At 39.6% G+C, this 23,812-nt stretch carries 24 protein-coding genes; 3 read left to right on the forward strand and 21 right to left on the reverse strand.

Annotation, left to right across the window (positions count from 1 at the left end; all coding sequences use genetic code 11):
• Positions 1-117: 117 nt before the first annotated feature.
• From rpsU to DWY07_RS08125, 20 genes are all read right to left on the reverse strand, one after another.
• On the reverse strand, positions 118-294 hold the full coding sequence (gene rpsU, locus DWY07_RS08030) for a 30S ribosomal protein S21 (protein ID WP_008400815.1): 177 nt from the start codon (positions 292-294) through the stop codon (positions 118-120).
• Between the two features lie 133 nt (positions 295-427).
• Positions 428-3,061, reverse strand: a complete 2,634-nt coding sequence (gene alaS, locus DWY07_RS08035) for an alanine--tRNA ligase (RefSeq protein ID WP_179960542.1) — start codon at positions 3,059-3,061, stop codon at positions 428-430.
• A 45-nt stretch (positions 3,062-3,106) separates the two neighbouring features.
• Complete coding sequence (gene hisIE, locus DWY07_RS08040; RefSeq protein WP_008400812.1) at positions 3,107-4,369, reverse strand: bifunctional phosphoribosyl-AMP cyclohydrolase/phosphoribosyl-ATP diphosphatase HisIE; 1,263 nt, start codon at positions 4,367-4,369, stop codon at positions 3,107-3,109.
• Between the two features lie 9 nt (positions 4,370-4,378).
• On the reverse strand, positions 4,379-4,972 hold the full coding sequence (hisB, locus tag DWY07_RS08045) for an imidazoleglycerol-phosphate dehydratase HisB (RefSeq protein ID WP_117784862.1): 594 nt from the start codon (positions 4,970-4,972) through the stop codon (positions 4,379-4,381).
• Positions 4,973-5,082: 110 nt separating this feature from the next.
• Positions 5,083-6,372 (reverse strand): histidinol dehydrogenase, encoded by a 1,290-nt coding sequence (gene hisD / locus DWY07_RS08050; protein ID WP_021943840.1) that lies wholly within the window; start codon positions 6,370-6,372, stop codon positions 5,083-5,085.
• A 2-nt stretch (positions 6,373-6,374) separates the two neighbouring features.
• Positions 6,375-7,022, reverse strand: coding sequence for an ATP phosphoribosyltransferase (hisG, locus tag DWY07_RS08055; RefSeq protein WP_021943839.1), 648 nt, complete (start codon positions 7,020-7,022; stop codon positions 6,375-6,377).
• A gap of 67 nt (positions 7,023-7,089) precedes the next feature.
• Positions 7,090-8,346 (reverse strand): ATP phosphoribosyltransferase regulatory subunit, encoded by a 1,257-nt coding sequence (gene hisZ / locus DWY07_RS08060; protein WP_117784865.1) that lies wholly within the window; start codon positions 8,344-8,346, stop codon positions 7,090-7,092.
• A gap of 129 nt (positions 8,347-8,475) precedes the next feature.
• Positions 8,476-9,009 (reverse strand): Holliday junction resolvase RecU, encoded by a 534-nt coding sequence (locus tag DWY07_RS08065; RefSeq protein WP_008400805.1) that lies wholly within the window; start codon positions 9,007-9,009, stop codon positions 8,476-8,478.
• Between the two features lie 58 nt (positions 9,010-9,067).
• Entirely contained in the window at positions 9,068-10,054 is a 987-nt protein-coding gene (locus DWY07_RS08070) for an RluA family pseudouridine synthase (protein WP_117807577.1), read from the reverse strand.
• A 9-nt stretch (positions 10,055-10,063) separates the two neighbouring features.
• Entirely contained in the window at positions 10,064-10,639 is a 576-nt protein-coding gene (locus DWY07_RS08075) for a hypothetical protein (RefSeq protein ID WP_117807578.1), read from the reverse strand.
• A 77-nt stretch (positions 10,640-10,716) separates the two neighbouring features.
• A complete protein-coding gene (locus tag DWY07_RS08080) occupies positions 10,717-11,475 on the reverse strand; it encodes an SDR family NAD(P)-dependent oxidoreductase (RefSeq protein ID WP_226801008.1) in 759 nt (252 codons plus the stop codon).
• Positions 11,472-12,854: an RsmB/NOP family class I SAM-dependent RNA methyltransferase gene (locus DWY07_RS08085; protein WP_117822639.1), complete on the reverse strand. Its 1,383-nt coding sequence runs from the start codon at positions 12,852-12,854 to the stop codon at positions 11,472-11,474. Before DWY07_RS08085 ends, DWY07_RS08080 begins: the two co-directional genes overlap by 4 nt.
• Before the next feature lie 3 nt (positions 12,855-12,857).
• Positions 12,858-13,658 carry a GTP pyrophosphokinase family protein gene (locus DWY07_RS08090; protein ID WP_117784869.1) on the reverse strand — a complete coding sequence of 267 codons (801 nt, stop codon included), beginning with the start codon at positions 13,656-13,658 and terminating at the stop codon, positions 12,858-12,860.
• Positions 13,659-13,685: 27 nt separating this feature from the next.
• Positions 13,686-14,516: a tetratricopeptide repeat protein gene (locus DWY07_RS08095; RefSeq protein WP_117822640.1), complete on the reverse strand. Its 831-nt coding sequence runs from the start codon at positions 14,514-14,516 to the stop codon at positions 13,686-13,688.
• A gap of 16 nt (positions 14,517-14,532) precedes the next feature.
• Complete coding sequence (locus tag DWY07_RS08100) at positions 14,533-15,711, reverse strand: phosphoribosylaminoimidazolecarboxamide formyltransferase (protein ID WP_117822641.1); 1,179 nt, start codon at positions 15,709-15,711, stop codon at positions 14,533-14,535.
• A gap of 27 nt (positions 15,712-15,738) precedes the next feature.
• Entirely contained in the window at positions 15,739-16,452 is a 714-nt protein-coding gene (locus DWY07_RS08105; RefSeq protein WP_117822642.1) for an IMP cyclohydrolase, read from the reverse strand.
• A gap of 114 nt (positions 16,453-16,566) precedes the next feature.
• Positions 16,567-16,884 (reverse strand): thioredoxin, encoded by a 318-nt coding sequence (trxA, locus tag DWY07_RS08110; RefSeq protein ID WP_117822644.1) that lies wholly within the window; start codon positions 16,882-16,884, stop codon positions 16,567-16,569.
• A gap of 333 nt (positions 16,885-17,217) precedes the next feature.
• Entirely contained in the window at positions 17,218-19,707 is a 2,490-nt protein-coding gene (locus tag DWY07_RS08115; protein WP_117822646.1) for a ferrous iron transporter B, read from the reverse strand.
• A 97-nt stretch (positions 19,708-19,804) separates the two neighbouring features.
• Positions 19,805-20,026, reverse strand: a complete 222-nt coding sequence (locus DWY07_RS08120) for a ferrous iron transport protein A (protein WP_008400791.1) — start codon at positions 20,024-20,026, stop codon at positions 19,805-19,807.
• Positions 20,027-20,188: 162 nt separating this feature from the next.
• Entirely contained in the window at positions 20,189-20,401 is a 213-nt protein-coding gene (locus DWY07_RS08125; RefSeq protein ID WP_117807586.1) for a FeoA family protein, read from the reverse strand.
• 261 nt (positions 20,402-20,662) lie between these two features.
• Between DWY07_RS08125 and DWY07_RS08130 the strand changes: the two genes are divergently transcribed.
• Positions 20,663-20,809: a FeoB-associated Cys-rich membrane protein gene (locus tag DWY07_RS08130; RefSeq protein ID WP_117784873.1), complete on the forward strand. Its 147-nt coding sequence runs from the start codon at positions 20,663-20,665 to the stop codon at positions 20,807-20,809.
• A gap of 79 nt (positions 20,810-20,888) precedes the next feature.
• On the forward strand, positions 20,889-21,266 hold the full coding sequence (locus tag DWY07_RS08135; protein WP_117822648.1) for a metal-dependent transcriptional regulator: 378 nt from the start codon (positions 20,889-20,891) through the stop codon (positions 21,264-21,266).
• A 48-nt stretch (positions 21,267-21,314) separates the two neighbouring features.
• Here DWY07_RS08135 and DWY07_RS08140 read toward each other — a convergent pair whose 3' ends face one another.
• Complete coding sequence (locus DWY07_RS08140; RefSeq protein WP_117807589.1) at positions 21,315-23,012, reverse strand: S8 family peptidase; 1,698 nt, start codon at positions 23,010-23,012, stop codon at positions 21,315-21,317.
• 318 nt (positions 23,013-23,330) lie between these two features.
• Here DWY07_RS08140 and DWY07_RS08145 point away from each other — a divergent pair, with 318 nt between their 5' ends.
• Positions 23,331-23,807: a sigma-E processing peptidase SpoIIGA gene (locus DWY07_RS08145; RefSeq protein ID WP_262529325.1), complete on the forward strand. Its 477-nt coding sequence runs from the start codon at positions 23,331-23,333 to the stop codon at positions 23,805-23,807.
• Positions 23,808-23,812 lie beyond the last annotated feature (5 nt).

Consider the following 23,812-nt stretch of genomic DNA (forward strand, 5'->3'; position numbering starts at 1 on the left):
TCGCCAAATACAGATTTTCGTGTAAACACGAAATCTGTATTTGGCTCATTTACGCAAAAAAAGAGTACCGATTGCTCGGTACTCAAAAAAATCATATTTACTAATCCAAACTATAGATTATTTATATTTGCGCTTTCTAGCTGCCTCTGATTTCTTTTTACGTCTAACGCTTGGCTTTTCGTAATGTTCTCTCTTACGAATCTCCTGCTGGATACCAGCCTTCGCACAATTTCTCTTGAATCTGCGAAGAGCGCTATCTAATGTTTCGTTTTCTTTAACTATTACATTTGACATTCTCTCACCTGACCTCCCTCCAGTTGTGTACTATGCTAATAAAATAACAACTGTTTGGGTATTATTTAAGCACGAAGTCAATTATAACATATATTATTGAAACGTCAACAAAAAATTTTATTATTTTCTATTTTTAGGCATTTAACTGTTCTTTGGCTATTTCTACTGCTTTTGCAAGTGCATCTGCAATACCGGCAGAATTCTTTCCCCCGGCTTGAGCCATGTTTGGACGACCACCGCCGCCACCGCCTACAAGTGCTGCAGACGCTTTGATAATATTTCCTGCATGTGCTCCCTTCTTTACAGCATCGTCTGTTGCCATAGCGATCAGATTTACCTTACCATCCTTTGCGGAAGCAAGAACGACAACCGATGTTCCAAGCTTGTTCTTGAAATCATCTCCCAGATTACGAAGTGCATTCATATCTGTATCTTCTACGCAGGTAGCAAGAACCTTTACGCCATTTACATCTACTGCATCTGCAAGTGCATCTCCGGCAGAATTCTTTGCCAGCTTATCCTTTAACTTGGAGTTTTCAGATGTAAGAGCTTTGATCTCAGCGAGCATTGTCTCGATCTTTTCAGCCAGCTTTGCAGGTTCAGCTTTTGCTGCCTTTGCCGCTGCTTTTAATTCATCTTCCATCTCTTTATAATAATTAAATGCGCCAACAGAAGTCAGTGCTTCGATTCTTCTTACTCCGGCAGCAACACCCATTTCAGAGATGATCTTAAATGTACCGATCACACCGGTATTTGGAACATGAGTACCACCACAGAACTCAACAGAAAAGTCATCCATAGATACAACTCGAACCTTCTCGCCGTACTTGTCGCCAAACAATGCCATAGCACCTGTCTTCTTGGCATCTTCAATACTCATAACCTCTGTCTTAACCTTAAGATCCTTATCGATCTGTTCATTTACGATTGCTTCCACCTTGGCGATCTCTTCAGGAGTCATAGCCTGGAAATGTGTAAAGTCGAATCTTAAACGGTCTTCGGATACATAAGAACCAGCCTGTTCTACATGATCACCAAGGACCATCTTTAAGGCTTTCTGGAGCAGATGTGTAGCGGAATGATTCTTACATATCAGTGCACGTCTGTCTGCTGTTACAGAAAGCTTCGCTGTGCTTCCATTCTTTAATTCACCGGATTCAACATAGCCAAGATGTGCGATCTTATCACCGGCAACCTTGATCGTATCTTTAACGATGAAACGTCCGCTCTCTGTCTCGATCACACCGGAATCACCGATCTGACCACCCATAGTAGCATAAAATGGTGTCTCTGCTGTGATGATCGAACCGTTTGTGCCTTCGGGAATAACATCAACCAGTTCGGATGTTACCTGATCGCCCTCTTTATATTCTGCTGTTATGGCAATGATATTGGAAGATGCTTCTACCTTGTCATAACCAATGAATTTACTTGTAAGAGCTGTGTCGATGTCTTCATAAATAGTTGAATCTGCTCCCATGTAGTTTGATACTTTTCTTGATTTACGAGCAGTCTCTCTCTGCTTGTCCATAGCCTTATTAAAGCCTTCCGTATCAACCTCGATGCCCTTTTCTTCCAGAATCTCTTTTGTCAGATCAAGAGGGAAACCATAGGTATCATATAACTTAAATGCATTTTCGCCATTTATTACTTTTTTGCCGCTGTTATTTAACTCCTCAACGAAGCCGTTCAGAATTGATAATCCCTGATCGATCGTCTTATTGAAGTTTTCTTCTTCTGTATTGATACAGGTAAAGATATGTGCTTTCTTTTCTTCCAGCTCCGGATATGCATCCTTAGAAACTTCGATTACTGTCTTTGAAAGTTCTGCAAGGAATCTGCCTTCGATACCAAGTAATCTGCCATGTCTTGCTGCACGACGGAGAAGACGTCTTAATACATAACCTCGTCCTTCATTTGATGGAAGGATACCGTCAGATGCCATAAAGGTAACAGAACGGATATGATCAGTAATAACACGGATCGATACATCTGTCTTCTCGTCTTCCATGTATTTCACGCCAGCCATCTCACATACTTTATCACGCAACGCTTTGATCGTATCAACGTCAAAGATGGAATCTACATCCTGAACAACAACAGCCAGACGCTCCAGTCCCATACCGGTATCGATATTCTTCTGAACCAGTTCTGTATAGTTGTTATGGCCGTCATTTTCAAACTGGGTAAATACGTTGTTCCATACTTCCATGTAACGGTCACAGTCACAACCTACTGTACAGCCGGGCTTACCGCATCCGTACTTTTCGCCTCTGTCATAATAGATTTCGGAACATGGACCACAAGGACCTGCGCCATGCTCCCAGAAGTTATCTTCTTTCCCAAAACGGAAAATTCTCTCCGGTGCAATTCCGATCTCTTTATTCCAGATATCAAATGCTTCGTTATCATCCTCGTAGATAGATGGATATAAACGGTTCTCATCTAAGCCTACAACTTTGGTCAGAAACTCCCATGACCATGAAATTGCTTCATGCTTGAAGTAATCGCCGAATGAGAAGTTACCTAACATTTCAAAGAATGTACCATGTCTTGCAGTCTTACCTACATTTTCGATATCACCGGTACGGATACACTTCTGGCAGGTGGTCACACGTCTTCTTGGAGGGATCTCCTGTCCTGTAAAGTAAGGCTTTAATGGTGCCATACCTGAGTTGATCAATAACAAACTATTATCATTATGTGGAATCAGTGAGAAGCTGTTCATCTTCAGATGTCCCTTGCTCTCAAAAAATTCCAGAAACATTTTTCTTAACTGATTTACGCCATATTTTTCCACTGTTTTCTCCTCCTACCTTCTATCAGCCAGTTCTTTGGTAATATCAGTCCAACTGACACCTCTTTCAACCATAAGAACCATAAGGTGATACAAGAAATCTGATATCTCATATTTTATTTCATCTGAATCAGGATTCTTGGCAGCAATTACAATCTCTGTTGCCTCTTCGCCAACCTTTTTCAGTATTTTGTCAATTCCTTTGTCAAACAGATAATTTGTATAGGAACCTTCCTTTGGATGATTTCTTCTGTCAACGATAATATCGTATTCTTCTTCAAATACCTTTAACGGATTGGTATTATCGTATTCCTTCTTAACCAGATCCGTAAAGAAACAGGTCGGGCTGCCGGTATGACAGGCTGCACCGATCTGGGAAACCTCTGCAAGCAGGGTATCTTTATCACAGTCTAATTTTAATGATTTTAAGAACTGGAAATGACCGGATGTCTCACCCTTTGTCCAAAGCTCCTGTCTGCTTCTGCTGTAATATGTCATTCTGCCGGTTGCGATCGTCTTTTCAAAGGATTCCTTATTCATATATGCCATCATAAGAACTTCCCCGGTCTTATAATGCTGTGTGATACATGGAATCAGCCCGTCAGAATTCAGCTTGAATTCATCAAAGGATACTGCACTTTCAAATGTATTAACCGGAATGCCTTCTTTTCTGCATTCCTGCTTTATCTCCATTATATCCATTTGTTTCAGATTATATAAAGAAATGGATTCAGCATTTGTCTTTTCAAGCATCTCACAGATTGCTTCCCCATTTGTTGAATAGGTGGAAACAATAACAGGAAGTGCTACACGGTTTTTGATCTCATTTACGATATCCATATATTCAGGAACCATATTATTATGTAATAACAGGAGCTCACCCGCTCCGAGTTCCTTAAGCTGCTCTGCATAGGCTACAGGCTCTTTACATTCGCTCAGGTCAATCGTTACGATGATACGTTCTGAACCAAAACGGTCAGCGGCTTCCGTTACAAGCTCCGGTGTATTTAATGCTGCTGATTTCATACAAACCTTGGAAGCACCTGCATATAACATCTTCTTGATATCTTCCAGTCTTCTTACTCCACCACATGCGATCAATGGAATATCGACATTCTTGCAGATCTCCTTGATAACTGCAATATTCGCTTCTCTGCCTTCCTTTGTTGCTTTACTGTCAAAATATGCAATCTCATCTGCACCGGCATCATTATAGAACTTTGCCATTTCAAGTGCATTCTCAAGATCCAGACATGGAATAATTTTCTTATAACTCATAGTACCTCCTTAAAGTGAACCTTTGGTAGATAACACTTTACCATTTAATCTGTCGTCTATAGAAGTTGCTTCATCTAAAGCTTTTGCAAATGCCTTAAAAGCTGCTTCGATGATATGATGGTCATTGGAACCGGAGAACTGCTTCAGGTTCAGATTCATCTCCGCACCATAGGATACTGCATAGAAGAATTCCTTTACCATCTGTGTATCAAAATATCCAACCCGCTCTGTTGTCAAGTTCAGATCATAAACAAGATATGGTCTTCCGGAAAGGTCGATCGCACACATAACAAGCGTTTCATCCATAGGAAGAAAGAAATTACCGAATCGCTTAATGGATTTTTTATCTCCAAGCGCACCTTTGATCGCTTTTCCGAGAACAATTCCCGTATCTTCTATCGTATGATGACAATCCACATACAGATCACCCTTTACGGTCAGATTCAGATCAAAAAATCCGTGCTTGGCAAAGCTTGTCAGCATATGATCGAAAAATCCGATACCGGTATCGATCTTTGCATCTCCCTTTCCATCCAGATTTAATTCCAGAACAATATCTGTCTCGCTGGTTTTTCTTGTGCATTTTACTGCTCTATCCGCCATATCTTTTCTCCCTTGTTTTTATACATTTTTCTCCCGATACTTTGGCAACTACAAGCACAGGCGGACTGATAATACAGACGCCTGTGCAATCTTGGTTTCATATTATACCACTATTCAAATCTTACTGCAATAGAATTAGCATGTGCTGTAAGTTGCTCTGATTTTGCAAAGCTTTCAATGTCTTCATGTACTTCTTCAAGAGCTTCTCTGGAATAATAGATGATGCTTGATTTCTTAATGAAGTCATCCACACTTAACGGGGAGAAGAACTTCGCTGTTCCGTTTGTTGGAAGTACATGGTTCGGTCCGGCAAAATAATCACCCAGTGGTTCGGATGAATATTCACCGATGAAGATCGCACCAGCATTCTTGATCCTTGTCATAACATCAAATGGATTTGCAGTTACAATCTCCAGATGTTCGGAAGCAATTGCATTTGCTGCTTCAACCGCATCTGCCATATTATCAGCTAATAAGATATAGCCGTATGTATCAATGGATTTCCGAATGATCTCTTTTCTGGATAATACCTTTATAAATTCATCGACCTGAGCTGATACCTTTTCGGCAAGTTCTTTTGAAGTTGTGATCAGAATGGCGGATGCCATCTCATCATGCTCTGCCTGTGATAACAGATCGGCTGCAACATATCTTGGATTTGCTGTCTCATCTGCAATTACAAGGATTTCGGATGGACCTGCGATCGAATCGATGCTGACATGTCCGTATACCGCACGTTTTGCAAGTGCAACGAAGATATTTCCGGGTCCTACGATCTTATCAACCTTTGGAATGGATTCCGTTCCATATGCAAGAGCCGCGATTGCCTGTGCGCCGCCTGCCTTGTAGATAGCAGTCGCACCGGCTTCATTTGCTGCAACCAGTGTAGTCGCATATACTTCACCCTCGCTGTTACAAGGAGTGGTCATTATAATATTTTTAACACCTGCTACCTTTGCAGGCATAATGTTCATCAATACGGAAGATGGATACACAGCTTTTCCACCCGGTACATATACTCCGACAGATTCCAATGCTGTTACCTTCTGTCCAAGCATGATACCCTTCGGATCAGAATCAAACCAACTGTACTGACGCTGTTTTTCGTGATAGGTGCGAATGTTTTCTTTTGCTTTTCTGATAACCTCGATCAGTTTCTCATCTACCTGTGTATAAGCATATTCAATCTCTTCTTTTGTAACCAGAACATTTCCGGCGTTGATATCTGCTTTATCAAACTGCTTGGTATATCCAAATAATGCCTCGTCTCCACGATCTCTGACATCATTTACGATCTTCTCTACTGTATCTGCATAAGATCCGAAATTGCTTGGGCTTCTTTTTAACAGATCCTTTAAAATGTTCTTTCTGGTTTCTTCCGTCAGATTTACAATTCTCATTTTTATGCCTCCTTATTAATCAACGAATTTAAATCAGCAAGCAGCTTTCTGATTCTCTCATTTTCCATCTTTAAGCTTACCTGATTTACAACCATTCTTGCAGATAACGGACAAACTTCTTCTAAAACTTCCAGTCCGTTTTCACGAAGAGTACTTCCAGTCTCAACGATATCAACGATCACCTCTGATAAGCCAACGATCGGCGCAAGCTCGACCGAACCGTTTAATTTGATGATCTCAACCGTCTGGTTCTTCTGATTATTAAAATAATCTTTTGCAATATTCGGATATTTGCTGGCAACACGGATGATCTCATTTTTCTTCAATAATTCTTTTGCTTTATGAGGACCACAGACACACATCCGGCATTTACCGAATCCGAGATCCATTACCTCGTACAGGTTTCTGCCTTCTTCTAATATCGTATCCTTACCAACTACACCGATATCTGCTGCACCGTATTCTACATAGGTTGGTACATCTGTTGCCTTTGAAAGGAAGAACTTCAGCTTCATTTCTTCATTCACAAAGATCAGCTTTCTGGTATCCGGGTCTTTCATTTCATCGCAGGTAATTCCTATCTGTTCAAGCAATGCAAGGGTTTTCTTTGCAAGTCTGCCCTTTGCAAGTGCAAATGTTAAATATCTCATTGATTTATCTCTCCAATCTATCCATCGATCAAATTCTAATTTTGAATTTCTTTCTGTTTTTGTCCGCTTATTTCAAGGATGCGATAGCCACCTCGTTCTCATCACCGGACACAAGATCAAATACCTTGACCGTATCACTGTTTTCAAAATAAAACAGTCCGGAAAAATGCTCTCTTTTTGCATATTCCAGATAATCTTCCACTGACTTTCTGACAGATTTGCGTATCAATTCAATCTTCTTATCATTCTGGCGCAGACTCTTACCAAGACTGATCGCGGGCTCCTGATTCTCGATATCATAGAGAATGATCGTATTCGAATATTCAACCGAAACCTCGATATTCTGTCTGGACAGTGCCATGATCAGTTCTTCTACGGTAAATGCAAAACCAATAGACGGTGCATCTTTGCCAAACTGCTTTAACAGGTTATTATATCGGCCACCCTTTACAACTGCATCTCCGGTTCCGTAGGTATATCCGCGGAAGATCACGCCGGTATAATAGTTATAACCATTTAACATACTGAGATCAAAGCCGATATATTTGTCATATCCATAACAGCATAATGCCTTATAGATTCTCTGTAATCTGTGAACAGCTGCAAGTGATACCGGATTTGTAACCAGCTTTTCTGCTTGCTCTAACATGGATTCTCCACCGAATAAAGAGTCAAATGCAAGAAAGGCTTTCTTTAAAACAGGACTCAGATCCAGTTTCTTCAGATATTCCTCCAAACCAAAGAAGTTCTTAATATTGATGTATTCCTTGATCTGAAGTTCTTCGGCTTCTGTAATTCCGGCTTCTGCAACGATTCCCTTAAAGTAATCGATCTGTCCGATCTCGATCTGGAACTCGTCGATTCCAAGCGCCTTAAAAGAATCAACAACAGTTGCAATGATCTCTGCATCTGCTGCAGAAGAATCATCATTTATAAGCTCAGCACCGATCTGTGTAACTTCCTTTAATTTTCCCTGCAATTTTCTTGGGTTTGAATATGTATTTCCTGTATAGCACAGACGGATCGGAAGCTGTTCATCCTTGTAATATTTTGCTACACATCTTGCAATACTAGGTGTGATATCCGGGCGTAATACCAGCGTATTATTATCACGGTCAAAGAACTTGTACATTTCATTTGACGGTGCAGATCCCTTATCACGGTTAAATATATCAAAATACTCAAATGTAGGTGTCTCTATATCATGATAGCTGTATAACTCCAGAGTATGATGCAGCTTCTCAATAATCTTTCTTTTCTTTTTACATTCTACATCATAGGTGTCTCTTACTCCGTCCGGAGTCTGTAACAGTTTATCCTGCATCTCTTTTCCTCCTTTTATCCATGCCTATTTGCTTTATCGTATTAAAGTGATAACACGATAATTAGTTATTTCAACAATGTGCTCATTATAGGTGAGACGTTGGCATTTGTCAAGATTTTTCCTGATCCTTTATGCTCTTAACTGCAAATCTTTATCTAGAAGCTCCAGATAATGAACCAGTGCTCCATTTTTTGCATGAATAAAGAAATCCGGATTCAGTTCTTCATATTTGAAATTCTTTGCATGTCCCTCGTTCACGCGATCCATATAAGTCTTTAATTCCGAAAAACGTAAATAGTAATATTTGTTTCTATGCGTAAAAAATATGATCAGGAAGCTGACTCCCTGCTGTTCCTCATACTCTTTCATAAAATGATACTGATGCTCATGTATATTCTGTAAAGAAAACGTATCAACCGCACATTCCTTCGCATCGAAGCATATCGGAATGCCCTGTACGACACCGATGTAATCGACCGTAGAATCTTTTTCAAAATATGCCAGCGTGATCTGGCTGCTGTCTTTATCCATACGGATCGGTTTGATCGGAGTCGGGATCTTCTGGACAACTGCCAGCTTCTTTTCCCGATAATATTCATTTGTATAATTGATCAGTTCCTCAAGTGAGGAACCACGAAGTCCTCTGGAATTCCAAGTTGCCATCCGATTCTGCCTCTTTATCTTTTATCCGATTCTGCTTTTATCAAAGTTATTTTCCAAATTACCTAAATAAATCTTTTTCGATCGTCCGAAACGGTTCCGGAAGAAATGCCGAATACTCTTTTCCGCCCAGATAAGAAAGCGGACCGTCTGTTTCTTTAAATATAATGTTTCCGCAATGAAGAAGCTGGTGCTTTACATGATAAGCATCTGCAAAATACCGGTTCACTACAGGTATGCCATACTTTGTATCGCCGACTACCGGATATCCCAGATGCTTTAACTGTGCACGGATCTGATGAGACTTACCTGTAATAAGCTCAACCTTTACCAATGTATAATCATCATTTTTTTTTACCGGATAAAAGATTGAATGAATTTCTTCACTCTTGCCCTGTTTCCATGGGTAATCTGATATCCGAACTATATTTTTTGCATTATCCTTCTGTAAATAACAGGTACTGTCAAGCTTCTGTGTCACACGTCCCCGTACAAGTGTATAATAATATTTATGTAATAAATGTTCTCTTATAATTCTGGATAATTCCTGACTTCCGGTAAGACTCACCCCACAAAGAATGAGTCCGGATGTATTGCGGTCTAAACGATTGCATACAGACGGACGATAAGTTCTCAGTTCTTCAGTTGTGATATGCCCACTATCAAGCAGATAGTCGATCAATGCTTCATTAAAAGAGTAATCATCTTTTGATGCCTTCTGTGACAGGACGCCAGTCGGTTTGTCTGCGATCAGAATATTTTCATCCAAATAGATGATCTCAACCGGAATCTTCTTTTTAGAGGAAGTGCTGTGTGTTCCACTGACATCTTCCCTGAAATTGGCGATCGTTTCATCAGACATATAGATCTGGATCGTATCTCCGATATAGACGTATTCGTTTCCTTCAATTTTCTTATTGTTCAATTTGATGTTTTTCTTTCGTATCATCTTATAAACAAAGCTTGACGGTGCCTTATTCAGATATTTCAAAAGAAATTTGTTCACACGCTGTCCCGCTTCGTTCTGCGATATAATGATCTCTTTCATGCCCGACTCCTATACACCAAGTTCAAATAATTTTTCACGCATAGACTGATCCTTTACCAGATAATCTTCATCCGGTTCTTTGATCGTTTCCGCTTTCTTTATAAATTCATCCACGGTTAACGCTGTAACGATAACATATGGTTTCTTTATCATTTCAAAGGAACGTGTAATTTCTTTTTTCAGGAATTCCACATCCGGAATCTTCTTGTCAAATGCTTTCTGATATAAGAATAACATTCTGCCATCCCGCACGATCACGGCAGGGAAAAACAATATTCCTTCATATCGACTGAGCGAGATATCATACAGGATGCCGTCCCGGTTCTCATAATGGATCCCTTTTTCTATCTTCTTGTGTTCTTCCTCTGTTAAAGGCTTGAATTTGGAACACATGATAAGTGCTACGATCTGTTTGGCAAATGGCAGGCTGATCAATATCGGAAGTATGATGATCAAGGTTTTTGTTGTTTTAAACATGGCAAGCGAAAGAATTACTCCTGTCAGGATCATAACACCAAGTATAATAATACTGGTTATGATCTTTTTCTTATGTTTTTTTATATATCCATACTGTCCTTTTTCCATTGCTTTTGTCCTGTTCTGTTTTTATTATAATGTTCTTCATACCCCGGCAAATCTCTGTATTTACCGGATATCTGTCTCTATTTGATCATGGAAACGATCCAGTCATTCGGCAGCAGCTTTGTTACGATCTTAAACGCTTTCATCGTTATGCTGTAGGTAGATTCTGTCTTCAGGTAATACGCATCAAATAACGCCCGTTTTACCACATTCTTTGCTTCTACACGGAACAATCTTTTAAATGCCTTTGTATGGGAATATTTCTCGGCAACATCAAAGAACTCTGTATTGACCGGTCCCGGACATACTGCTGTCACTGTAATACCTCTGTCCTCCAATTCTTTATTTAATGCTTTTGAAAAGCTTCTAACCATGGATTTTGTTGCTGCATATACAGCAAAGGATGGCTGTGGCAGATATGCCGCTGATGATGCAATATTAATGATATTGCTCTGTTCTTTCATATATGGCAGAGTAATCTTCGTCATGGCAACTAAAGCCTTACAGTTAACATCGATCATTCCGGTAAGTTCTTCGCATACAACATCTTCTACATGTCCCATAATGCCATATCCTGCTGCATTCACCAGAACACGTACCCATGGATGTTCCTTTGCAAGCATCTTCTTATAGGCTTCAAGATCTTCCTGCTTTGTGATATCCAGCGGGAGAACAATAATCTTCTTGCCTTCAATCTCTCTTTCTAAGGCATACAAGCGTTCTGCACGCCTGGCGATCACCCATATCTCGTCGATTGTCTTATATTTTTCACTGATCTGAACAACAAACTCTCTGCCCAGTCCGGAAGAAGCTCCGGTAACGACTGCTATTTTACTCATGACATCATCCTCCATCCAGATAAATACTTATTCTTTAACGTTCCGTTTGTATTTTTTGCCCATCCAAGCGGATATCCGTCCACCAGAACAAGCACATATCCATTTTTAATTTTCTGATCCGATACTTCGATCGTCTCGCCTTTCAGATATCTTAAAACACGGTCATCTGAAGAAGTCAGATTTACTTCATTATCAAACTGTCCTTGTTTCAGATACATAGCAAGTGACTGGCTCGGTTCAAACCGGTTCTTCTTGATCTCGCCAAGGAACAATCCCTGTCTTAACATCCGAAGCCCGGATACATCCGGCATATGTTCTGCCATATAATACAGTCTTCCTTTATTTTCCTCAATATATGCAGACCGGATCCCGGCATCCGATGAAACGTGCGCAAGGAATTCTTCTGCATTTTTATCCGGTTTACAGCCTCTGTGTATCCATGACTGAAATACCTGTGTCTGTTCTGCCTCTTTTTTATGAATAAGTGCAACAAAATGCCCTTCCCCTTCGATATGATGCGGCCATAATCTTGCACATTTTTCAAGTTCTGCATTTTCGGTCTTTCCCCACGCCGGATTTCCATTGCAAAAACCCGGATACTTCGGAACTTCGACTAATTCTAATGTATCATCCAGTGATAAAAGATATTCGATTGACTGTTCATTTTCTTCCGGAGAAAACGTACAGGTCGAATACAGCATGGTTCCACCCGGTTTTAACATTTTTACAACTTCATTTAAGATTCCACGCTGTAAACCGGCAAATAACTCAACACCATTGTTTTCCCACGCTGTTACCATTGACTGGGATTTACGGAACATTCCTTCACCGGAGCAAGGCGCATCAATCAAAATTTTATCAAAGGTCTGATAGAATTTTGTGCTCAGCTTATTCGGAGCTTCACTTACCACACACATATTACCGATCCCGAATAATTCCAGATTTTTTAATAATGCCTTAGCTCTGGAATTACTGATATCATTTGAGATCAGAAACCCGGTGCCATGAAGTTTTGCTGCAAGCTCGGTTGATTTACCTCCCGGTGCTGCACAGATATCAAGAACCACATCCCCATCTTCAACAGGAAGAATACTCGCCGGTGCCATCGCACTCGGTTCCTGAATATAATAAAGACCTGCATAATAATATGGATGTTTGGATGGTGTACATGCTTTATCATCATAATAAAAACCATTTGTTGTCCATGGTACAGGCTTTAATTCAAATGGAGAGATTTTCAAGAAATCTTCCACACTGATTTTATTTGTATTCACGCGAAGTCCATGATGCATGCCCTGATCCAGACAATTCATATATGCATCATAGTCGTCTCCTAACTGTGTCTTTATCCTGTTTGTAAATGACTCCGGTAAGTTCATAATCTATAACCCCTGTGCTTTGTATCCTTCTGCGATAATATCAAGCTGTTTGGAAAAATCCTCCAGCTTTTCCAGATCATCCTTCTGGTAAATATCATAAAATTCATTCTGTATCTTCACAACCTCACGCTGGTTGCCTACATAATACAAATTCTGAATATTTGTTAAAATATCTGCAACGATAGATGCCTTATAATTAAACGAATTCTGTGCATCCATAATCTCACCCCGGACAGATGACATTTCCTGATCCAGCGCCACAGTTGCATTTGCTGCATTTAACAGTTTTTTTCGGATATGTTCCGGCATATTATGACGATACTTATACTGAAGGGAATGCTCTATCGTTGCCCAGAAATCCATCGCCATTGTACGAATCTGAATCTCTGCCTGAATCGTCTGAAGCCCTTTAATCGTATATACATCATAATTTAATATAATATGAAAACTTCTGTACCCACTTGTTTTTGCATTCGTGATATAGTCTTTTTCTTCCCGGATTGACATATCCCTGCGATTCCTTATGATCTCTACAACCTTGTAAATATCTTCTTCGAACTGGCACATGATACGGATTCCGGCGATATCATCCATCTCTTCCACGATATGATCCATCGGAATATGTTTCTTTTGCATCTTATCCAAAATACTTGAAATTCTTTTTACACGTCCGGTTACATTCTCAATTGGAGAATACAGTCCCTGACTTCGATAATCTTTTATAATATGCTTAAATTTCAAGAGCAGTTCATCTACAGCCTGCTCATACGGAGATAATATCTCTTTCCATAATTGTATTTCCACGAATAAAATGCCTCCTGCCAATTCTAACTATTCATCATCACGGGATACTCTGGTATAAAGGAAATTATATTCATCTACACCATCCTGATACTCTGGATAAAGCTCATATAATTCTTTCGCAAGTTCATAAGCCTTATCATAGTTCTGGATCTTTTCATAATAACTGATCTCCTGCAAACGCAACTCTTTCTGGAAGGTATTATCGCTTGCAAGTCCATTATTAATATACCCATATGCATTGTCCATCTCACCGATACTGATATAATAAGCGGCATACTGGGCATACAGATATGAATTATATCCATATTTATCTATGTATTTTTCATAATTCCCAAACATATGCTCTGCATCATTCATAGATGCATAACAGGTTCCTATATACAGATATAATTCCGGATAATCCTTTACATACTGCTCCAGAACCGGGAGTGCCCCGGCATAATTGCTGTCCGAAAAGTCAGCCAATGCCTGGGCGATCTCCTTCATTTTACCGACATTCTTTTTATCTGCAGATGTCTGTTGTAAAATAGTATCATATTCTTCTACCGCTTTATCATAATCAGCGGTCTTCATATAAATATCTGCCATATACAGTCTGGTATTCTTGTCTTTATTCTGAGAAAAGATCTGTTTTTCAGAAAGTGCATCGGCAAACCGGTCAAGTGCCTTATCGTATTTTGCATTCTGATAAAATGCCAGTCCTTCATCAAAATAGCGGTCCTTATGCGATATGATCTTTGATAATATTACAACAGCCGCAAAAACAATGACCAGACAGGTGACTAAAAAGAAAAACACTTTGCCAAAATCTATATTGGATTTTCTTTTTCTGTGTCTTCTACGATTTCTTCCTGCCATAGCAATAAACTCCTGATTAGTGATGGAATAAACGGATTCCTGTAAATACCATTACCATTCCATATTTATCACATGCTTCGATTACAAGATCATCTCTGACAGATCCACCCGGCTGAGCAATGTATGCAACACCACTCTTCTTAGCACGTTCAATGTTATCTGAGAATGGGAAAAATGCATCAGAACCAAGTGTAACATTCTGATTTCCGGCAAGCCATGCTTTCTTTTCTTCTGCTGTGAATACTTCCGGCTTTACCTTGAAACGCTTCTGCCATTCGCCATCACGGAGAACATCCTCATATTCATCACCCATATATACATCGATCGCATTATCTCTGTCTGCACGTCCAAGGCCATCAACAAACTGAAGCCCCATAACCTGAGGAGACTGACGAAGCCACCAGTTATCTGCCTTCTGACCGGCAAGTCTTGTACAGTGGATTCTGGACTGCTGACCGGCCCCGATACCGATTGCCTGCCCGCCCTTTACATAGCATACAGAATTAGACTGTGTGTATTTTAATGTGATCAGTGCAATCTTCATATCGATAAGAGCTTCTTCCGGTATATTTTTATTCTCTGTTACAATATTGGATAAAAGATCCTTATCGATATTCAGTTCATTTCTTCCCTGCTCAAATGTAATTCCAAATACCTGTTTGCGTTCAATCTCAGCAGGAACATAATTCTCATCGATCTGGATAATATTATAATTACCTTTCTTCTTCTTCAGAAGAAGCTCCATAGCTTCGTCTGTATACCCGGGAGCAATTACACCATCGGATACTTCACGCTTAATGAGACGGGCTGTATCTGCATCGCAGACATCTGACAATGCAATGAAATCACCAAAGGATGACATACGGTCTGCGCCTCTGGCTCTTGCATATGCACATGCAAGCGGTGACAGTTCACCAAGATCATCTACCCAGTAGATCTTTGCAAGTGTATCTGTAAGAGGAAGTCCTACCGCTGCACCTGCCGGTGATACATGCTTAAAAGATGTAGCTGCAGGAAGTCCGGTTGCTGCCTTTAATTCTTTAACAAGCTGCCAGCCATTAAATGCATCCAGAAAATTTATGTAGCCCGGCTTACCATTTAATACGGTAACCGGAAGATCACTTCCATCTTCCATGTAGATTCTTGATGGCTTCTGATTTGGATTGCATCCGTATTTTAATTGAATTTCGTTCATTCTGTATTTCCTCCCGATTCATGATGATTATTTATTCTTGTTGATGATTCTTGTCTCATACTTTCCTGTTGCGATATCAATATATCTGACAAACAAAGATACCTTATTATCTTCATTCAGGCTTTCCCATACCATATTTGCAAATGTATCGATATCACCTGATATACCAACTAACTTCGGTTCTCCCTCAAAGCTTGGAAGTGGATTGTCATCATGCATATATGTATGAATAAAATGTCCTTCTCCGTTTGCTGGATTCTCATATGAAAATGTATATCGGTTGCATGCCGATGGATTTCCGTTATTGCTCTTTAAGATAGACATTGCATAGTCATACTGTCCGCCTTCGATATGCATAACTCCGGAAATTCTCGGTGTATAGTTTGGACCGTCCGGTTCAAACTCGCGGCATCTCAGTGACTGTTCAAATGTAAGCTCTTTATCCATTCCATCAAAGATCGTATCGGTCTGATCACCATTTGTTACAATCGTCCGGTTGCCAAGAACCCGAACCGGTGCGTAAATGATAAGACTCGGATCCTCAAGCTTGGATGGATCAAATGCTTCTGTACGGATTCCTTCGCCCTCTGTAACAAATACACGATTTCTGGAATTCACACTTCTACCCATGATAAAGTATGCAGTAACTGCCTTTGTTCCGTCTTCCGAACGTCCGATCACGATTCCTCTGCCGGGATAAGAATTACCCTTAAGTTCCTCTGATAATGATAACATTTTCATTTGTAAACCTCCGTTTAGTAAATTAGTCAATTCATGTACCCATTTATCTGGTCGCTGTCTTTCATCTTATAATAATATGCTTTCTTTTGCAAGCGTTTTGGACTGCATTCTTATCTACTGAAACTGGCGGATTGCCTGGATCAGCTCGGATTTTGGAACTGCTCCCACGATTTTCTTTATAACTTCTCCATCTTTATATAATAAAAATGTCGGAATTGATACAACCTTGTTTGCAAGTGCAAGTTCCTGATTCTCATCTACATCTACCTTGCATACCTTTACCTCTGGAAATTCGTCAGCCAATTCTTCAACGATCGGTGCAACCATTCTGCATGGTCCGCACCAGGTGGCCCAGAAATCAACCAGCGTAAGTCCCTTTGCCTTTAAAACCTGATCTTCATATTCTTTTTCATTTAAATGTGTAACTGCCATAGTAAAAACCTCCAATTCGTCATTCGTTAATTATACAGACATCTCAATCATCTTACATCTGTACTTTCAAAAAACATTTCTGACAAGTAAGTGCTCTTGTATTATAGTATACATTCATTTTCCTCTATCATACATTTATTTGTCAACTCATTTCACGGAGTTTTAATAAATATCTACATTTGTCATCTTGTCTGTCAATTCTATGAACGCCAGCCGGCAGACAGGAATTTATATAAATCTGATTTCTGTATAATAACCGATACACAAAATGCGCGCTGCCACAAAGGGAAGCGCGCATCGTATTGTATGTGTATTATATGTTAGCCTTTATAATTATGCATTTAAGAATTCTTTGCTTGTCTTGACCTTCTTGTTTGGATCCGGACGGAATAACAGGAAGAAGAAAGCAACGATGATCAGGATTGCAACAACAGTGCCGATACCGAATGAACATGCACCTGTGAAGAGTCCTGCAATTCTGTAAACAACAAGGGATACAAGGTATGCAAAACCACACTGATATCCGATTGCAAACCAGAACCATTTTGCACTGTTCATCTCTCTCTTAATAGCACCCATTGCTGCGAAACATGGAGCACAGAGTAAGTTGAATACGAGGAATGAGAAACCACTTGCTGTTGTGAATGCTTTTGCAAGCTCGCTGTATACAGTGCCTTCCCCACCACCATAAAGGATACCCATAGTACCAACGATGTTTTCCTTAGCAACAAGGCCTGTAATAGATGCAACAGTTGCCTGCCAGTCGCCCCATCCCTGTGGCTTGAAGATCCAGCAGATTGCTCCACCGATCTTAGCTAAGATACTGTGGTCGATCTGATCTTCTGAAAGCATCTGGAATTTACCATCCAGAATACCGAAGTATGTTGTGAACCATACAAGGATTGTTGAGAGGAGGATGATGGTACCGGCCTTCTTAATGAATGACCAGCCACGCTCCCACATACTTCTTAATACAGAACCGATTGTCGGGATATGGTAAGGAGGTAACTCCATAACGAATGGAGCAGGATCTCCTGCGAACATCTTTGTCTTCTTTAAGATAATACCGGAGCAGATAATTGCTGCAATACCGATAAAGTAAGCACTTGTAGCAACCAGTGAAGATCCACCGAAAATCGCACCTGCGATCATAGCGATAAACGGAACCTTAGCACCACAAGGAATAAATGTTGTTGTCATAACTGTCATACGACGATCTTTTTCATTTTCAATTGTACGAGATGCCATTATACCAGGAACACCACAACCTACACCTACAAGAATAGGAATGAAGGACTTTCCCGAAAGGCCGAATTTTCTGAAGATACGGTCCATGATGAATGCGATACGTGCCATGTAGCCACAGTACTCAAGGATTGCAAGTAAGATGAACAATACAAGCATCTGAGGTACAAATCCAAGTACAGCACCAACACCGGCGATTATACCGTCAAGGATCAGTCCCTTTAACCAGTCTGCACATCCGATCTTATCAAGACCTCTTTCCGCAAGATCAGGAATGGACGGAACAAACACACCATAATCAGCAGGATCGATCTCTGCCATTTCTGTCTTGTTGAAGTATTCTACTGCATCTAAATAAGACATAGCATTTGTCTTATCTTTTTTTGCACCGGCAGGTACTTCTGAATAATATACATCGATATCGTAAGTATCAAGAGTTTCTTCATCTTCCATCTGATACTTCACACTTGCTTCTGTATTTGTATTTGCTTCGATCGCTGCCTTTGTTGCATCAACATCTACAGCATCTTCATCATCTGTTACAAGTACGCCATATGCATCAAGTGCATTTGATGCTGCATCATAATCACCGGATGCTTCTTTATAATCTTTGCTTCCGATACCGAATAAATGGAAACCGTCACCAAACAGATTATCATTTGTCCAGTCTGTGCACCATGCACCGACGGTTGACATTGCGATATAATAAACCAGCCACATTACAACGATAAAGATCGGAAGTGCAAGGATACGGTTTGTAACGATCTTATCGATCTTATCTGAAGTTGTAAGCTTTTCGCCCTTTGCATTCTTCTTTACACACTTTCCAATGATAGATGAGATATATGCATATCTCTCACTGGTGATAATACTCTCTGTATCATCATCAAATTTGTCTTCCAATGCTTTAATCTCGTCTTTACAATCCGGAACACTGTCCATCTGTTCTGCAATCTTTGTATCTTTTTCAAGAAGCTTGATCGCAAAGAATCTCTTTTTTCTTTCTTCAACTGTAAGCTTTGCACTTACGCTGTCAATTGCATCTTCAACAGCCTGATCGAAGCTATGTACACGCTTATTCTGTACTTTCTTCTGTGCTGCTGCGACTGCTTTTTCTTTTACTTCATCAATTCCAGTACCCTTTAATGCCGAGATCTCTACAACCTCGCACCCAAGTGCATTGCTCAGGTTCTTGATATCGATCTTGTCACCATTCTTCTTTACAAGATCCATCATGTTAACTGCCATAATAACCGGGATCCCCAACTCGATCAACTGTGTTGATAAGTACAGATTTCTTTCGATGTTCGTACCATCAATAATATTGATGATCGCATCCGGATATTCCTTGATCAGATAGTTTCTGGCAACAACTTCCTCTAATGTATATGGAGAAAGTGAATAAATACCGGGAAGGTCAGTGATGATAATATCTTTGTGACCCTTTAATTTTCCTTCTTTTTTCTCTACTGTTACACCAGGCCAGTTACCTACATACTGGTTTGAACCTGTAAGTGCGTTAAATAATGTTGTCTTTCCACTGTTTGGATTACCTGCCAACGCTATTTTAACTGACATTTTTATGCTCCTTCCTTTTTGTCTGTCATTTTCTATGATTCATCAAATAAGTAAATCATCTGCTTCGTTGTATGTTGGATCGGTGCGATCCACACATTTATTCAACAACGATCATTTCGGCATCTGCTTTTCTTAAAGAAAGCTCATAACCGCGTACTGTTACTTCAACCGGATCACCAAGCGGTGCAACTTTTCTGACATAGATTTCTACACCTTTTGTGATTCCCATATCCATGATACGTCTTTTTACAGGTCCTTCGCCAACAAGTTTTGTTACCTTAACTGTCTGACCGACGGCAACCTCTCTTAATGTCTTCATACCATTTCGCTCCTTCTTTTTTCTTTATACATATAAGAAAGTCTCCACATATTCAGACCGGATTCTGTGATGGCTTTTCTTCTTATACATTTTTGTATATAAACAATTGCACCGGCAGATGCCAATGTGCAAATACTTATATTTCAGTTTTTTTCGGTATCCTTATACCATAATTTTGGCTGCCATATCTTTTCCGATGGCAACTCTGGAATCTTTTACATTTACGATCATGTTACCGTTTATCTCTGAAACAACTGTTACTTCTCCACCTACGACAAAACCAAGCTTCTCAAGAAACTGTCTTGTTTCATTTTTTCCACCAACTTTGGTAATGGTCTTTGTTTCTCCAATATTCATAAAAGTTAAAGGCATCATATTCCATCTTCTTTCATAATCGTATAAATTTATCATTAAGCAATATGCTGTTTCAAATTTCATCGTTAGTATATACTAACCTACATTAGAAGTCAATAACATTTTTTAGAAAATTATAACATCATTTAGAAGCAGTTAACGCATCTTAGTCGTATATAACATAGCTATATTCTTAAAGAGCAAATTTATTTATTATGCTTGACATTTTTATATGGTTAGTTTAAACTAATTACGATTATAAAATTGAAAGGTTGGATTATTATGGAGAAATATATAGGAACTATTATTGTTGCTGCCATTATTATAATTGTATGCGTACTTGCAATTCGTTCAATGATAAAAGATAAAAAGTCCGGAAAATCTGTTCAGTGCGGAGGAAACTGTAACAATTGTCACGGATGCCATTAGTTTTATCTTTCTTTCATTTGAACCTTATTCCGGTTTGTGATATAATTTTCTGTAAATAAATTTTTAATGGGGTAAAGCTATGTTAACAACGAATGAATCAGTTGAAAACTATCTGGAAACGATATTGGTATTAAGCAAGAAGCTTCCTGTTGTCCGTTCGGTTGATATCTCAAATGAACTTGGTTATAAGAAATCAAGCATCAGTGTTGCTATGAAGAATCTTCGTGAGAATAACTACATAACAATGAGTGATGCAGGGTTTATTTCACTCACCGATTCAGGAAAAGAAATTGCTGAGATGATATATGAACGACATGAGCTTCTCTCTGCCTGGCTTATACAGCTTGGTGTTGATCCCGATATCGCATCTGCCGATGCCTGCAAGATTGAGCATGTAATCAGTAAAGAAAGTTTTAAAGCAATTAAAGATCATGTATTAAGTGAAGCCAATCACTAGATTTTCTAGTGACTGGCTCTTTTTATGTGTGCCTTACGGCGCAAGTTTCTATCGGATAGAATTTTCTACACATAAAGTTCCCCAGCCGACATAGATATTTGGATACGTTCTCGCTGATTTTATCCTTTTCGCTCCCCGGATCAACGAAGCTTTCAGTTTTTCTCCATACAGAAATGGGTCATTTTCATTCACAATTCCCCACTGCATCAGCAGACATGCAGAACCTGATACAAATGGTACCGCCATAGATGTTCCCGACGCAAAGGAATAATCATTTCCCGGATATGCAGTATAAATATCCACACCGGGTGCAGCAAGATCCGGTTTAATCTGATCATTTGCTGTATAACCCCGTCCGGAAAAATATGCAAAATCATCGACATTCTGATCATAGGCCGCTACTGTGATCAGTCCTTCCGCCGTAGAAGGAATCGTTAATGTCCCAAATTCTGTTGGATTTAAGAACTCAACATTTCCGGTCAAACTTGCACGGATTGGCAGATAAGCATCCACTACCCCACTGACGATCTGCTTCGGATGGATCAAAACCTTCCATTGTCCTTTATCAATATAATTATCCTTCCCCTGAAATGAGACAAATATCTCCTGATTCCGGTTATATGGATTCGGCGTTCCATAGATTCCTTTGACAAATGTATTCCGATAAGTTCCGGTTCCAATATTCTGCGATTCACTCAAAGTCAGAACGATATCACCATTTGGTGTAATGATCATAACATCAAACCGGTCGTTATAATTTTTCCATAATTGCAGATTAAAGGATGTCACATAATCACTGACCAGCAGATCGATCATACGGTAGGAAGTATTTCCAAGGATTACCCGCTGATGTCTCCGGTTAATCGCATCATTTCCGGTTCCGGTAGATATGGAACACACCGCAAGCCTTGAAACGTCATTGATATAATTTTCCATCAACGAATCACCCTTATGAGAACCATAATTATTACCATAACTAAGATTTACAGATATCGGTTGATTACGTTCTATTCCCTTTCGCAGTGCATAATCAATTCCAAGGATCATTCCCAGTGTAGTCGGAAGTCTGGATGCCGTATCACTTCCTACTTTAATGATCAGAAGCTCCGTCTGTGGAGCTACACCGATATTGGTTCCTGCTGCTATGGCAGTCACCTGCGTACCATGACCGGAGCGATCCTCTGATGGAAGACTTCCTGTGTAGTTTCCATCTAGTATTGCATTCAGTTCTTCATTTGTATAAATGCGTCCAAGTTCGTATGGATTCACATATTCCTTCTGATATTCTGCCTGCTGATCCCATAATTCCAGAATCCTGCTTTTTCCGTCACGTATAAATTCATTATGCCGGTAATCAATACCAGAATCTATAACTGCAAGAAGGGTTCCGTTTCCATCCAGTCCGTAGTTATTAATGAAGGTTCCGGACAGGCAGGAGGCATACTGCGCATAGGATACCTGCTGATCTACACTCTTTGGTTTATCCACATACAGGATTCTGGAATCTGCTGCAAATGCATTGATATACACTTCCTTTATTTCTATAATTGCATATCCAGCCAGCAGATAATAGATCCGTGTCAGATATCGATCCACCAAATCTGTAATATCATCATTATAACGGATCAGAAGCTGCCAACTCCGATCTTTTGCATTGTATCCAACATACAGCTCCGATTCGCTGTCCTCATATGACTGCATGGTCTCCAGTGCAAGTTCCAATTGCGTATCAATATTATTTTCCATTTTCCCTTACTATCCCGCTTTTTATGTATTATTTTTATCTCTTAATCATATGATTTTTTATTGATATTTAGAATATTCTTATGATTTCATCAAATGTTGTTAATTGTTTGAAAATATCGAAAAATGTAAGTAAAGTTGGAACTTTTCCACATTATCAACAGATTTATACACAAAAATAGGATTTTCAGTCTAAAAAACAGGGATTTTATCCCCTGTTTATCCACATTTGTCATTTTACGTCGGTATTCCTTGGTTTCAAATTCCTTAATCCGACGTATTATTTCACCGCATCTATATATAATTGCATTTGCAAATCAATTGAAAGAAAAACATATGAATTATTTTTCCAATTTGTTTATTGGCAGAAAACAGAATGTTGTACAGGCAACCGGCTATCTGGATACCGGCAATACGCTGAAAGATATTTCAACCGGCAAACATGTGGTCATCGCCTCACCGGAAATCATGTATGACCTGTTGCCCCTGCAGCTTCATGCGCTTGTATACGATTATACAAATGGGATCCAGCCATTTGATCGAAAGTCCTCCATATATATGCCGGAGGGCATCCACCTGATCCCCTACCGAACGATCAGTTCGGAATCGGATCTGATGCTGGCATTTGACTGTGACTTTTTCTTTATTAATAATCATATAATCTGCAACCGGCCACTGATCGGGATCAGCAGACATACGTTACAGATCAGTCATATGAAGAAATGTATTTTATTAAATTCAGTATATATGAGAAAGGTAAGAAACTATGATAAACACATTCGCAAATCGAGATTTTAAATTTT

The organism is Clostridium sp. AF23-6LB (assembly GCF_003461085.1).
Taxonomy (GTDB): domain Bacteria; phylum Bacillota; class Clostridia; order Lachnospirales; family Lachnospiraceae; genus Coprococcus; species Coprococcus ammoniilyticus.

Excerpts from the sequence above, each read along its gene's own strand:
- rpsU (WP_008400815.1), bottom strand. The coding sequence starts at position 294 with ATGTCAAATGTAATAGTTAAAGAAAACGAAACATTAGATAGCGCTCTT.
- alaS (WP_179960542.1), bottom strand. The coding sequence starts at position 3,061 with ATGTTTCTGGAATTTTTTGAGAGCAAGGGACATCTGAAGATGAACAGC.
- hisIE (WP_008400812.1), bottom strand. The coding sequence starts at position 4,369 with ATGAGTTATAAGAAAATTATTCCATGTCTGGATCTTGAGAATGCACTT.
- hisB (WP_117784862.1), bottom strand. The coding sequence starts at position 4,972 with ATGGCGGATAGAGCAGTAAAATGCACAAGAAAAACCAGCGAGACAGAT.
- hisD (WP_021943840.1), bottom strand. The coding sequence starts at position 6,372 with ATGAGAATTGTAAATCTGACGGAAGAAACCAGAAAGAACATTTTAAAG.
- hisG (WP_021943839.1), bottom strand. The coding sequence starts at position 7,022 with ATGAGATATTTAACATTTGCACTTGCAAAGGGCAGACTTGCAAAGAAA.
- hisZ (WP_117784865.1), bottom strand. The coding sequence starts at position 8,346 with ATGCAGGATAAACTGTTACAGACTCCGGACGGAGTAAGAGACACCTAT.
- DWY07_RS08065 (WP_008400805.1), bottom strand. The coding sequence starts at position 9,009 with ATGGCAACTTGGAATTCCAGAGGACTTCGTGGTTCCTCACTTGAGGAA.
- DWY07_RS08070 (WP_117807577.1), bottom strand. The coding sequence starts at position 10,054 with ATGAAAGAGATCATTATATCGCAGAACGAAGCGGGACAGCGTGTGAAC.
- DWY07_RS08075 (WP_117807578.1), bottom strand. The coding sequence starts at position 10,639 with ATGGAAAAAGGACAGTATGGATATATAAAAAAACATAAGAAAAAGATC.
- DWY07_RS08080 (WP_226801008.1), bottom strand. The coding sequence starts at position 11,475 with ATGAGTAAAATAGCAGTCGTTACCGGAGCTTCTTCCGGACTGGGCAGA.
- DWY07_RS08085 (WP_117822639.1), bottom strand. The coding sequence starts at position 12,854 with ATGAACTTACCGGAGTCATTTACAAACAGGATAAAGACACAGTTAGGA.
- DWY07_RS08095 (WP_117822640.1), bottom strand. The coding sequence starts at position 14,516 with ATGGCAGGAAGAAATCGTAGAAGACACAGAAAAAGAAAATCCAATATA.
- DWY07_RS08100 (WP_117822641.1), bottom strand. The coding sequence starts at position 15,711 with ATGAACGAAATTCAATTAAAATACGGATGCAATCCAAATCAGAAGCCA.
- DWY07_RS08105 (WP_117822642.1), bottom strand. The coding sequence starts at position 16,452 with ATGAAAATGTTATCATTATCAGAGGAACTTAAGGGTAATTCTTATCCC.
- trxA (WP_117822644.1), bottom strand. The coding sequence starts at position 16,884 with ATGGCAGTTACACATTTAAATGAAAAAGAATATGAAGATCAGGTTTTA.
- DWY07_RS08115 (WP_117822646.1), bottom strand. The coding sequence starts at position 19,707 with ATGTCAGTTAAAATAGCGTTGGCAGGTAATCCAAACAGTGGAAAGACA.
- DWY07_RS08120 (WP_008400791.1), bottom strand. The coding sequence starts at position 20,026 with ATGAAGACATTAAGAGAGGTTGCCGTCGGTCAGACAGTTAAGGTAACA.
- DWY07_RS08125 (WP_117807586.1), bottom strand. The coding sequence starts at position 20,401 with ATGATGCCTTTAACTTTTATGAATATTGGAGAAACAAAGACCATTACC.
- DWY07_RS08130 (WP_117784873.1), top strand. The coding sequence starts at position 20,663 with ATGGAGAAATATATAGGAACTATTATTGTTGCTGCCATTATTATAATT.
- DWY07_RS08135 (WP_117822648.1), top strand. The coding sequence starts at position 20,889 with ATGTTAACAACGAATGAATCAGTTGAAAACTATCTGGAAACGATATTG.
- DWY07_RS08140 (WP_117807589.1), bottom strand. The coding sequence starts at position 23,012 with ATGGAAAATAATATTGATACGCAATTGGAACTTGCACTGGAGACCATG.